General features: G+C 38.0%; 13 protein-coding genes. All 13 read left to right on the forward strand.

Annotated features, from left to right (window positions below):
* The first annotated feature begins 28 nt into the window (after window positions 1–28).
* The 13 genes from FEK30_RS11785 to FEK30_RS11845 all read left to right on the forward strand — a co-directional run bounded on the left by FEK30_RS11785 (window position 29) and on the right by FEK30_RS11845 (window position 13025).
* Window positions 29–1321 (forward strand): ABC transporter ATP-binding protein, encoded by a 1293-nt coding sequence (locus FEK30_RS11785; RefSeq protein WP_138073288.1) that lies wholly within the window; start codon window positions 29–31, stop codon window positions 1319–1321.
* Window positions 1322–1341: 20 nt separating this feature from the next.
* The gene (locus FEK30_RS11790; RefSeq protein WP_084150040.1) at window positions 1342–1968 is read left to right on the forward strand and encodes an acyltransferase; all 627 of its coding nucleotides are present in this window, start codon (window positions 1342–1344) and stop codon (window positions 1966–1968) included.
* Window positions 1962–2822, forward strand: coding sequence for an FkbM family methyltransferase (locus tag FEK30_RS11795; protein WP_138073289.1), 861 nt, complete (start codon window positions 1962–1964; stop codon window positions 2820–2822). The genes FEK30_RS11790 and FEK30_RS11795 overlap by 7 nt, the downstream gene beginning before the upstream one ends.
* Window positions 2823–3100: 278 nt before the next feature.
* The gene (locus FEK30_RS11800) at window positions 3101–4375 is read left to right on the forward strand and encodes a glycosyltransferase family 4 protein (protein WP_138073290.1); all 1275 of its coding nucleotides are present in this window, start codon (window positions 3101–3103) and stop codon (window positions 4373–4375) included.
* A 60-nt stretch (window positions 4376–4435) separates the two neighbouring features.
* On the forward strand, window positions 4436–5611 hold the full coding sequence (locus FEK30_RS11805) for a glycosyltransferase (RefSeq protein ID WP_138073291.1): 1176 nt from the start codon (window positions 4436–4438) through the stop codon (window positions 5609–5611).
* An 8-nt stretch (window positions 5612–5619) separates the two neighbouring features.
* A complete protein-coding gene (locus FEK30_RS11810; RefSeq protein WP_138073292.1) occupies window positions 5620–6525 on the forward strand; it encodes a glycosyltransferase in 906 nt (301 codons plus the stop codon).
* Between the two features lie 35 nt (window positions 6526–6560).
* Entirely contained in the window at window positions 6561–7574 is a 1014-nt protein-coding gene (locus FEK30_RS11815; protein ID WP_138073293.1) for a glycosyltransferase family 2 protein, read from the forward strand.
* A 31-nt stretch (window positions 7575–7605) separates the two neighbouring features.
* The gene (locus FEK30_RS11820; protein WP_138073294.1) at window positions 7606–8502 is read left to right on the forward strand and encodes a hypothetical protein; all 897 of its coding nucleotides are present in this window, start codon (window positions 7606–7608) and stop codon (window positions 8500–8502) included.
* 2 nt (window positions 8503–8504) lie between these two features.
* On the forward strand, window positions 8505–9602 hold the full coding sequence (locus tag FEK30_RS11825; protein ID WP_138073295.1) for a glycosyltransferase family 4 protein: 1098 nt from the start codon (window positions 8505–8507) through the stop codon (window positions 9600–9602).
* Between the two features lie 19 nt (window positions 9603–9621).
* On the forward strand, window positions 9622–10377 hold the full coding sequence (locus FEK30_RS11830; protein ID WP_138073296.1) for a glycosyltransferase family A protein: 756 nt from the start codon (window positions 9622–9624) through the stop codon (window positions 10375–10377).
* 113 nt (window positions 10378–10490) lie between these two features.
* Window positions 10491–11444 carry a glycosyltransferase gene (locus FEK30_RS11835; RefSeq protein WP_138073297.1) on the forward strand — a complete coding sequence of 318 codons (954 nt, stop codon included), beginning with the start codon at window positions 10491–10493 and terminating at the stop codon, window positions 11442–11444.
* Between the two features lie 52 nt (window positions 11445–11496).
* Window positions 11497–12453, forward strand: coding sequence for a glycosyltransferase family A protein (locus FEK30_RS11840; protein ID WP_138073805.1), 957 nt, complete (start codon window positions 11497–11499; stop codon window positions 12451–12453).
* 2 nt (window positions 12454–12455) lie between these two features.
* Complete coding sequence (locus tag FEK30_RS11845; protein ID WP_138073298.1) at window positions 12456–13025, forward strand: acyltransferase; 570 nt, start codon at window positions 12456–12458, stop codon at window positions 13023–13025.
* The last annotated feature ends 5 nt before the right edge of the window (window positions 13026–13030 follow it).

Consider the following 13030-nt stretch of genomic DNA (forward strand, 5'->3'; position numbering starts at 1 on the left):
GTAGTTAATTTTATATTTATTACTAGCTATGACTTTGCTGACATCTGATCAAGACACTTTTGAACAATCACAAGATGACGAAGTTGTTTTATCGGTGAAAAATGTATCTAAGCGGTTTTGTCGAGATCTGAAGAAGTCGCTCTTTTATGGGATACAAGATATAGCTGGTGAGGTGTTTGGCGCTCAGCGAACAGATGTAGAGTTACGCAAGGGTGAGTTTTGGGCGCTGAATGATGTCAGTTTTGAACTGCGCCGGGGTGAGGCGTTGGGTTTGGTGGGGGCGAATGGTGCAGGGAAAACAACGCTGCTCAGGATTATTAGTGGTTTGATTAAGCCGGATCATGGTTCGGTAGAGGTTAAGGGGCGGGTTGCGCCGTTGATTGCCTTGGGAGCTGGGTTTAACCCAATTTTGACGGGACGGGAAAATATTTATGTGAATATGTCAATTTTGGGCTTATCAAAGCAGGAAATTGATGAACGGTTTGATCAGGTTGTAGAGTTTGCGGAGATTGGGGAAGCCATTGATGCACCAGTGCAGAGTTATAGTTCGGGCATGGCGGCGAGGTTAGGGTTTGCTAGTGCGATTCATACAAAACCAGATATTTTATTGATTGATGAAGTCTTGGCGGTTGGCGATATGAAATTTCGAGCTAAGTGTTATCGACATTTAGCAATGTTAAGAAAAACTTGTTCATTCATTCTGGTTTCACACGACTCTAATGCGATTCTTGCAGTATCATCTTCTGCAATATATTTATCTAAAGGTAAGCTAATAACATCAGGAAAACCCAAAGAAGTTGTCAGTTTTTATGAAAATCAACTTTTATCAGAAAAAAAAGATAGTTTAAAGCAGTCCAGAGATGATAATCGTGAAACATCTAATCGTTTTCATGCGGACATTGCAAAAATTTTATCTATCGATTTCTGTGATCTAGAAGGAAATGCAATCAACAATAATATACGTTCTGGCTTACCCACAATTTTAAAAATTAAAATTCAGGCAAATAAGTTTTTGGAAGGGCTGAGAGTAGAGATTCTGATTCATGACAGAGCAAATATGAATCAGAAAGTTTTGCGACTTAGTTCTTATACTGACGAAAATGTTTTTGCGCTTGATGAAGGCATTCATGAAATCAATTTATTTTTCCCATTTCTTTGCTTGAAAGAAGGATTTTACGATGCGAAAATCTATATCAGTCTCGAAGGACACTTCATATTAGATGTACTTGAATCGCACCAGTTTGAACTAATAGAAAATACATCCCAGAATACGATTGATTCTTTATATTTTCAGCCAAGAGAATGGATTATACCTAAGTGATCATAAACTAAATATTTATAATGGAACTTAAATTATATTTAAAGAGATATCTGTGGCTTAAAAAGTTGAAACGAGCAGGAGTGAAAATTTCAAGTAAATGTAAAATTTTAGCACATAGTGGAATTTCAATTGGCTTTGCTACTGAAGTTCACTCTAATGTTACATTAGCTTGTTCTTACTTGAATTTTGATGATAACTTTTTGAATAATCCAAATGGTTCTATCTCAATAGGTAGTAAATGTCTGATTCATAGTGGGTGCATAATTGCGACATATGGCGGCGACATAATATTATCAGATCAAGTTAGTCTCAATCCTGGAACTATTGTTTACGGTCATGGCGGTATCAGCATAGGTCAGATGACTAGAATAGCAGCCCACTGTACATTAATATCTGCCAATCATAATTTTGAAACAATAGATGTCCCCATTATGAATCAGGGCTTGTCTACAAAGGGAATTATTATTGAAGATGATGTTTGGATTGGAACTCGTTGTGTAATTTTGGATGGTGTTCGAATTGGTAAAGGCTCAGTAATTGCTGCTGGCGCCGTAGTCACGAAAGATGTAGCTCCGTATTCCATAGTGGCAGGAGTTCCAGCAAGATTGCTAAGGTTTCGGGATAAAAAAGGAGATTATCAATGTTAATCAGTACATTTAAAAAATTTACTATTTTAGCAACTCCTCCTATACTGCTAAATATTTTTAGAAAATCAAAATTTATCTTTGCTACTAGAGAAGCAGACACAGATATAGAGATTAATCAAGAAATCAAAAGGCTTCGTTCTATTCCAAGAAAAATTAAATGTGAGACTAATTTGCTTGGCCAAAAAATCATTAGTGTTGATGCAGCATCTGTTTTGCAAGTATATAATTGTTTTTTTAAACAAGAATATTGTAAATTTACCACAGATCTACAGACCCCAAGGATTATTGACTGTGGAGCAAATATTGGAGCTACTATATACTATTGGAAAAAGATTTTTCCTGATGCAGAAATTATTGCATTCGAGCCAGATCCAGAGATTTTTGACTTACTAAGTATCAACTGTAAGGAATTTTCTTCTACAACTCTTATTCAGGCAGGACTTTGGACTTTTGAAGGTGAATTAGAATTTCTAGCAAATGGTACTGATGGTGGGCATATTGCTGAGTTGGCAGAAGAAGTAACAGAAGACAAGGAGAAAATAACTATCCCTGTCAAGCGTCTTCATGATTACCTTCAACAACCATGCAGTATGTTAAAAGTTGATATCGAAGGGGCTGAACTAGAAGTTTTACTTGATTGTAAAGACCTACTGCATAATGTAGAAAATATGTTTGTTGAGTATCACTCATTTATAGATAAACCTCAAAACCTTGGTAAATTCTTCTCTTTGCTAGAAGATGCAGGATTTAGAATTCATGTTCTTGACGAGAGTACTGCGCAACAACCTTTTATCTCTCGACCTGTGTATAATGCTAAAGACTTGAGATTAGATGTTTTTGCATTTCGTGAATGAATAATGTAGGTTTGTTTATTTCTAGGCTTATAAAAAATTATGTGAATTTATTAGATAGTGAACATCTCAGATAAATTGCGATCGCCTTCTATACCTAATTTGATACCCAGCCCCATTGACATTTCGTAGTTCATCGCAAGCCTAAAAATCGATAACCAATGTTGATGTCGGCAAATAGGCGATCGCCCTAATTTCAATCCTCTAATACTCCTTGATCTAGAAAAATCACGGAGTCCTTTAGTCAATATTCGAAAGCGTCACTACTGAAGTAACTGAATATGTATCCCTTAGATAAATTGCGATCGCTCTCAAAGCCAATAGCATTTGGACATTATAGTGCTAAAAACGATGTCGGTGGCGTTACATCTTGGTTAGAGAGGATGTTGCTACGTCTTCATAGTGATGGTGTTCCCGTTAACCTTTTGCTTCATCACTTCGGGAAAGATATAGAGGAGTCCAGCATATTGTCTCGCCTGCGTGATGCTGGAATTTCTGTTGAAATTGAAACGCGCTCATTATTTACTGAAGACGACGTTCGTGGCATACTCGCATTTCTCAACCGTCATCAACCGCAAATCTTCTTACCCCAATGTCTAGAATCAATGTATTACGCCGGATCTATTGCTGGTCGATTTGGTTTACCTTGGGCTTTGTCAATGAGGTCTGATGATCCTCTGTATTGGGCAATTGCTGAAATGGTTACCCCAGAAACCAGTGGAGGAATGCTGGTTGGTGTCTCAGAGTATATATGCAATTTAGCAAAAGAGAAACACTTAGCAAAATACACTTACACTGTTCCTTCTGGCACACCACTATCTCCTCATACAGCTTCTTTCTCTGACTCACCTTTTCGCGTCGCCTTTAGCGGTCGAGTGGTGGAAGAGCAAAAGCGCATTTCCTTAGTTTTAGCAGCTATGGTGCAAGCCTGCCGCCTTGACTCCCGCATTGAATGCTTAATACTAGGAGATGGGGCAGCGCGAACCACTTCCGAGGAATGGGTAAAAGCCCAAGGATTAGGCGATCGCATTCATTTTTTAGGTCGCTTAGAACCATCCGCAGTTCAAGCCCAACTTGCTCAATGTCAAGCCTTATTATTGATGTCCGATTATGAAGGCTTACCAGTGGCTTTACTAGAAGGGATGGCCAGTGGTGTTGTTCCTGTGGTGCGATCAATTCCCAGTGGTATTCCAGAAATCGTGAAGCATACCCAAACAGGGTTGTTAGTTGACGATACCCCGGAACAAGCCGCTACAGCGATTATTAATTTAGCCAATAACCCCGATTTATGGTTACGATGTTCTCTAGCATCAAAATTATTAATTACTCAAAACTATAGTGAAGAAGTTTGTTATCAACGCTGGTTGAATGTGATTGCTGAATTGAGCGATCGCTCTACCGTTCGTTATCCCATACCTATACCTAGAAAGATACCTCTGCCTCCACCCCATCCAGTTTTAGCTAGACGCGATCGCCGTAAACCTACCATAAGCGATCGTGTTTTTAGTAAAGTAAAGCGGCTGAAATCCAAAGTTCAGCATTTTATAATTGGCTAAAACTAACCCCAACTATTAATATTGTGACTGTTTCTACTGACCTCAAGATGTCCAAGTAATATGACCTTCAAAATTGCTTTTGTCTCAACAATGGCAGGTTTCCCCTGGGGTGGTTCGGAAGAACTCTGGTCACAAACCGCTATCTGGCTAGCTAGTCAAGGTCATACGATCAGTGCATCTGTCAGGGACTATCCTCAGCCCAGACCACAACTCACACAACTTCAACGCCTTGGTGTAGCAGTTAAAGTCCGTCGGTATATAGCACCCTCCCTATTAAGGCGAGTTTTTCAACGGTTGAAGCTGCTACAGCCGATTGACATGACCCACAGGTTATTTCAAAATTGGTTACTACAGATAAAACCCGATCTTGTCTGTCTATCCTCTGGTGCTATTACTGATATTGAATTTGAATATTTTGCATCAGTCTGTCTCGAACAAAGCATTCCTTTCGTTACAGTTGGGCAGGCAAATGCTGAAATATTTTGGACTGACTCTGAAACAGCACAAAGAAGCCGAAAAATATTTCAGTCGGCAATGCGGTGCTTTTTTGTCTCTCAAGGGAATCAACATTTATTTGAGAAACAAATTGCTACATCCTTAACTAATGCAGAAATAGTCTGTAATCCTTTTCAAGTCAACTATGATGCAGCCCCTCCCTGGACTGAACCAACAGAATCATCTCCCTGGCGACTAGCCTGTGTTGCTCGACTTGATCCCCGTGCCAAAGGTCAAGATTTGCTCGTCGATGTGCTATCACAGCAAAAGTGGCGCGATCGCCCGCTTCAAATCAGCTTATTTGGTTCCGGTCCGATGGAAACAACCCTAAAACAACTTGTATCTCAATATCAACTGGAATCAAAAATCAAATTTGCTGGCCATGTGAGTAACGTAGAAGATATTTGGCAGTCTCACCATGCTTTAATATTACCCTCTCGCTACGAAGGTTTACCGTTAGCACTGGTAGAATGTATGCTTTGTGGTCGTCCGGCAATTGTCACTGATGTAGCTGGTAACAAAGAGGTTTTAGATGATGGAGAAACAGGCTTTATTGCTGAAGCCCCAACAGTAAAACATCTCGATGAAGCCATAGAGCGTGCTTGGGAGCAAAGACACAATTGGCAAGCTATGGGGCAGTTAGCAGGCGAACGTATTCGCCAGAAAGTACCTCGCAACCCTGCGGTTGATTTTGGTCAACGTTTGCTGAAAATTGTTCTACACACGAAAAATCATAAATAAATAATACTATGTATTTTTATTTGAGTATAATTATTTGCACTCATAACCCCCGACAAGATTATCTTGCAAGAGTATTAGAGGCATTAAAAAAGCAAAGTTTATCTTTGAATAAGTGGGAAATGCTGCTAATAGATAATGTGAGTGATGAATTACTTTCATCAGAAATTGACCTGAGTTGGCATCCGCATTCACGCCATATTCGTGAAGATGAACTTGGCTTAACCCCTGCTAGATTAAGGGGAATACGAGAAGCTAAAGCAGAAATATTAGTTTTTGTAGATGATGATAATGTTTTAGATGATGATTATTTAGAAGTAGTTCTTAAAATTAGTAAAGATTACCCCTTTATTGGTGCTTGGGGTGGGAAGATTAAACCTGAGTTTGAAGTTACACCTCCAGATTGGACAAAACCTTACTGGGATTTTCTAGCTATTAGAGATTTCGAGGCAGATAGATGGTCAAATCTGATCCATCACAATTATACAGTTCCTTGTGGAGCAGGACTCTGTGTTCGTAGAGTAGTAGCAGAGAAATATAATGAACTATTACGTCAAGATTCTCAACGAACCAATTTAGATCGTAAGGGTAAGTTATTAACATCATGTGGTGATACAGATTTAGCACTTACAGCTTGTACGATTGGTTTAGGTACAGGACAATTTACTTCTTTAGGATTAACCCATTTAATTCCTGAACATCGTATACAAGAAGATTACTTACTCCAATTAGTTAAAGAAATTACTTGTTCAAGCACGATTTTGAAAGCAATATGGGGAGAATATCCTAACCAATCAAGCAGAAGCCAAAAGCTATTTGAATTCTATAAGCGATTACGAATGGACTCAAGAAGCAGACGTTTTTATGATGCTTCACAACAAGGTAAAAAATTAGCTATGCAAAAAATAGCTAGCTGAAAATGAATATTTTTTTGAACTTTCAACAATAATTTATGAATATTGATAATTGCAGTAAAAAAGTTAATGATAATGGAAAAATAAGTAATGTGATTTTTCCACGTATTAGTATAATTACTCCTAGTTATAATCAAGGTAGTTTTATTGAAGAAACTATTTGCTCAGTAATAAAACAGGGATACCCTAACTTAGAATATATCATTATCGATGGAGGTAGCACAGACAATACATCTGAGATTATCAAGCGATATGAACAATGGATTACTTATTGGGTAAGTGAACCTGATAATGGACAAACTCACGCTATTAATAAGGGTTTAGCAAAAGCAACAGGGGAAATTATAGCCTATTTAAACAGCGACGACTATTATTTACCAGGCACACTGTTTAAGGTTGCTGAACATTTTCGCCAATTTCCTGATACTGACTTGCTACACGGAATATGTCGTTATGTCAATGAGGAAGGTGAAAAAATTGGTGAGCAATTTGGTAAGATCAAAAAGTTAGAGGAGATTTTAGATTTATGGGATGTATGGTGGAAGCAATGTCAATTTGTTCAACCAGAAATTTTTTGGACAAGACGCATAACAGACAAAATTGGTTTATTTAAAGAGGAACTCAACTTCGTAATGGATTATGATTATTGGTTGAGAATTTTAGAGGCAGAAGGTACAGTTGGCAGTGTCAATAGTGAATTTTCTTGTTTCCGATTTACATCTGATCAAAAATCAAATCAAAGTGAAAAAGTAGCGGAAGAATTACTTCAGGTTGTTCATCCATTTCTTTGGAGTAATTTAACAAAAATATCACCTCAAAAGCAACGGTTACTACGGGGCAAGTGGCTATACCAATCTGTATTTTTAAAACAAGTGGAAATTTCTTTAACAACAGGAGAACCAAAGGCAAAAAGATACTTTAATTTACTCAAGATTATGTTAAATCACCCTGGTATTTTATTGACTTTTCAATTTCGTCAACGTATCAAAGACGTATTTTTAGGGACGATTTATAATTTAAGTAAAACTTCAGGATATTTTATTGCGGAATAGTCAACTCATTGACAATTAAAGTGTATTTCCTATGTCTATTGGCTCTCTCGTTCTCAAATTTAAACAAAAGTATGAACATGGGCTGCACACCGCTTACTATCGAGATACAGTTAGGTACAAGATATTAAATTCTCGTCCAATAGTAAATACTTGCGATTTAAGTTGTGAAATTCATGTTCTTACTTATGCAAATGATTGGCTAAATTTGATTTGGACTTTAAAGTCTTTTTATCATTTTTCCCAACGTCAATATGCTTTATGTATTCATGATGATGGAACTCTCACTCAACAAAACATCGCTACTTTACAATATCATTTTCCCAATGCCCGGATTATTGACAAAAAACAAGCTGATAACAAAGTTTTGCCATTATTATCATCATATCCACGTTGTTTAGAATTTAGAAAAAACAATCATTTATCACCTAAAGTATTTGACTTTGGTGCATATTTGGAGAGCGATCGCATGTTGTTACTAGACAGCGACATCTTATTTTTTGCAGCACCCACCGAACTACTCAACCGCATCGAAAATCCAGACTATCAACTCAATACACTCAATGGTGATGTAGCCAGTTCCTACACAGTTGAACCAGAAGAAGTCAAAACCCATTTAGGTTTTGATTTAGCAGAGAGAGTTAATTCTGGGTTGGGACTAATTCACAAGCGATCGCTATCTTTTGATTGGATAGAGGAATTTTTGGGACTTCCTGATATTATTGGGTATTTCTGGCGCATTGAGCAGACAATTTATGCTTTGTGCAGTTCTCGTTTTGGTGTAGAACTGTTACCCCCTGCTTATGATGTTCACTTAGAAGGTAGTATTAATGGTTCTCCCTGTCGCCATTATGTCGGCAAAATTAGACACTTGATGTATAGCGAGGGGATTCGTCATCTGGTGCAAAACAAATTTCTCAAGGAGTTATAAAAATGAGTAATGATACTCCTTCGTCAGAAAACTTAAGAGTTTTGATGATGCCAGATTACCGCATTGATAACCCCTATCAAACACTCTTAGCAAAAGCACTGCAAACGGAAGGAGTAGAAGTTGTCTTTCCCTTTGGCTACCGTCGAGTATTACCTATTTTTAGGGCTATTAACAACCATCCAAATAAGATAGATGTATTACATCTTCATTGGTTAAGCCCCTATATTAAAGGAGAAAATCGGCTGAATAAATCAATCTATGCTACTAAATTTTTAATTGATATTCTGCTGACTAAGTTGAGAGGTGTAAAATTAGTCTGGACAGGTCACGACTATACTTCTCACAATTCTAAGTTTCCTGGTTTAGAACAGTGGACTCAACGGATTTTACTCAAACTGTCAGACCGGGTTATTTTTCATAATGAATCGGCGTTAAAACACTTTTCTCAAACTTATCAGCTTGATAAATTCAAAACCGAGGTGATTCCTCATGGACACTATCGAGAATTTTACAACAGTCCAATTGATAAATTAGAAGCAAGGAAAGCTTTGGGACTTCCCCAATCAGGGCGCATTTACCTAAACTTAGGTATGTTACGTCCATATAAAGGAATTGAACGTTTATTGCAAGTCTGGCGGGAAAATAAGAACCTGCTGGGAGAAAGCACCCTATTAATAGCAGGACAAGCTTTAGATCCTGTCTACGGAGAAAAAATAGCAACCCAAGTCTCTGAAACAGAAGGGGTGATTCTGCACAGAGATTTTATAGAAGATGAGCGCATACATCTTTTTTTTAGTGCCGCCGATGTAGTAGTGCTTCCCTTTGAGAAAATTTTAACGTCGGGTAGTATCATTTTAGCTATGTCTTATGGGAAACCAATTATCGCTCCCCGTACTGGTGGTATTGTGGAAACCATAGGGACTGCTGATTGGTTATTTTATGAACCAGAAGATAACCAAGGCTTACTGCACGCTCTCAAAGAAAGTACACAGATAGATTTGAGTGCATTAAGTCAGTTAGTTAAACAAGAGTGCGATCGCCTGGACTGGGAAAAAATAGGAAAATTAACTAACCAAATTTATCAGATAACACGTTGCTAAATTAAGGAGGACGGTAGTCTTGCTGTGTTTTATTATTGCTCTTAAATCAAAAAAGGTGTCAAATAATTGGGAAACAGTCTCTAAATTATTGGAAACTTCTCTTAGATCCGCCTATCAGCAAATTGATCCGGATTTTAAAATCATTGTAGTATGCCACGAAATGCCTCAATTGCAATACTCTTATGATGACAGAGTGGAATTTATCAATGTTGATTTCCCTCCTCCATCAAAAATTGTAACTGATTTGACAATGAAAGATAAGTGGCAGAAACTCCAAATAGGAATGGTGAGAGTAGGAGAGTTGAACACTGATTTTATTATGTTTATGGACGCTGATGACTTAGTGAGTAATAAATTATCTCAATATGCTAACTCTAATAAGAGTACAAACGGATGGATTATCAAAAAAGGATATAAATATAGGTATGGCAGTAGTTGGATATATATTGATGAGCATTTTAACTGCGGAACAAATGCAATTGTTAATAGCCAAGTAATAAAATTTCCAAAGAGTCTGAATTCAGAAGATATTAGTCAATGTGTTGTTCTAAAACATAGCCATACAGTTATTGAGCAAAGATTAGCAGCATTGGGAACTCCTCTCACAGTCCTTCCTTTTCCTGGAGCAGTATATATCCATAGTCATGGCGACAATGATAGTTCTTTATACAAATCACATAAATCTTGGTATGGTATACGTCATTTTCTAGGAAATGTACGTCGTACTCGATTTTTGACTTCAAATATTAAAGAAGAGTTTTCTTTAAATTTTTAATTCAAAAAATGGTTAATTTTGGTAGAAATGTAAGAATTATTTAAACATCAATGCCAGCAATTTATTTATCTTTAAAAAAATGACTGGTTGTTTTTTAGCAATTAAAATAACCTATGAATCCTCAAGTCAGTATTCTTATTCCTTGCTACAATGCCGAGCGGTGGATTGCTCAGGCAATAGAAAGTGCTTTAAATCAAACATATCAGAATAAAGAAGTAATTGTTGTAGATGATGGTTCTAAAGATGGAAGTTTAGAAATTATTAAAAGCTTTGGTGATGCGATTCGTTGGGAATCAGGTTCAAATCAAGGTGCTAATGTTACCAGAAACCGATTGCTAGAACTTAGCACAGGAGAATGGTTGCAATACCTGGATGCAGATGATTATTTGCTACCAGATAAAATTGCAAAACAAGTTGAATATCTTTCTCAGGTTCCTCAAACTGACATCGTATACAGTCCCAGTATTTTTGAGTATCACCAGCAGGATAAATCTTGGCAAGAAGTTTTACCAATTCCTGAACCTCATGACCCTTGGATTTTATTGGCTAGATGGTATCTTCCTCAAACGGGTAGTCCCTTATGGCGCAAGCAAGCAATTGTTGATGTGGGAGGATGGAAAGTTGATCAGCCATGCTGTCAGGAACATGAACTGTATTTGCGTCTTTTGATAGCAGGTAAAAAATTTGACTATTTTGGTGAAGCTGGTTCTGTTTATGTCCAGTGGAGTGAGTCAACAGTTTGTAAACGAGACAAGTCAGAAACCCATCGGCAATTGTTAGCTATTCAAGACAAAATTGAGCAACATCTCAAAGTTACTAACCAAATAACTAGAGCGAGGCAAAATGCTATCAATCAAACTAGATTTGAAAATGCGAGAATGATCTGGTTGTCAGATAAAAGTTGGGCTAATCAGGTGATTACAAAAATCACGAATACTCATAAAGAATTTCTACCAACGGGAAAAGCTGCACCTCAATCTTATCGTCTAGTTTATCGACTACTTGGTTTTGATGTTGCGGAACAAGTAGCAAATTTCAAAAGATTATTGAGGTATAAATTTATATAAATTGCTGTTAGTGTATTTTTAGTAAAAATTTGCAATTGGCTCTGAGATGGTGATGCTACTCCCAATTTCTGCTATTGTACCGACTCGCAACCGTAGCGCTCCCCTAGCTCGGACACTTGACAGCTTGGCACAACAATCAGTGCAATCTACCGAGATTATTGTCCTCGATGGCTCTACTGATGACAAAACAAAAAATCTCTGTCACAGTGATATTCCCGGACTGGCTACCCAGATTAAATACTATCGCGCCACAGAAATAGGTGCAGCTACTCAACGTAACCAAGCAATGGTTTACGCTACCCAAAACTTTATTTGGCTCATGGATGATGATATTTTACTAGAGCCAGATTGTTTAGCGAGATTGTGGACAGCGTTGCAAAGTGATCCTCTCCTGGGTGGTGTTAATGCCATGATTACAAATCAACGCTATTTACCACCAGGAAGAATTAGTCGTTCCCTGTTCCGCTTTCTACATGGTCGTTCAGAAACAACCTATGCTGGTAAATGTATCGGACCTGGATTAAATTTGCTACCAGAAGATGAGCCGAATTTACCAGAAATTGTGCCTGTGGAATGGCTAAATACTACTTGCACTCTGTATAGGCGACAAGCATTACCGCAACCCTTGTTTCCGAAAAACTTCACAGGATATTCTCTGATGGAGGATCTCACTCTGTCGCTGATGGTGGGCAAACAATGGAAGTTAGCTAACGCTCGAACTGCGCGGATATTTCACGACAGTCAACCAGGAGATCATAAAAATAATCCCGGTGTGTTAGCAAAGATGGATTTGGTTAACCGTCATTACGTGATGACGCAAATTCTGCAAAGATGTAGTTTAGGAGATTATGTCAAGTTAACAGTTTTACAACTGTTTGGCATTGTTGCATCTTTAACATCAACAACTGGTTGGGTATCCTTACCTTTAGTGTTGCATGGTAAACTACAAGCGATCGCACAAATCCTGTCCTCAAAAAACACGTCATGTAGTTTGGAACACGGAAGTTAACCTTGAAAATAACTGCTGCTGGACTGCTGTTCATACAGCGAATTCAACAAGCCTTGGGGAGCCGTTGGCGTAACTTATATTACAGAGTTATAGGTGTAAAACTACATGGCTACGTCTGGATGCGAGAGATTGACATTCCCCGCAACTTTGATGATATTGAAATCGAAAGTTTCTGCGCTTTGGATCAAGGTGTAACATTACTGTGTAGCGGTGAACCTCTACCCCAGCCTAAAATTCATATTGGTGCTTATACTTACATCAACCGCAATACATTTCTGGATGCGACTTTATCGTTAACTATTGGTCAACAGTGTGGTATTGGCCCTGGTTGTTATCTTACTGATCACGATCATGGTCTCGATTTAGCTTTACCACCTTTAAGACAACCGATGGTTTCCAAACCCACAAAAATAGGCGATCGCGTCTGGATTGGTGCTAATGTTACCATCCTGAAAGGCGTGACTATTGGCAATGATGCTGTAGTTGGTGCAGGTAGCATTGTCACTAAAGATATACCAGAAAAGGCGATCGCAGTTGGAGTTCCGGCTAAAGTAATTAAGTATAGATACTAGCTAAT

This window comes from Picosynechococcus sp. PCC 11901, from assembly GCF_005577135.1.
GTDB lineage: Bacteria > Cyanobacteriota > Cyanobacteriia > Cyanobacteriales > MRBY01 > MRBY01.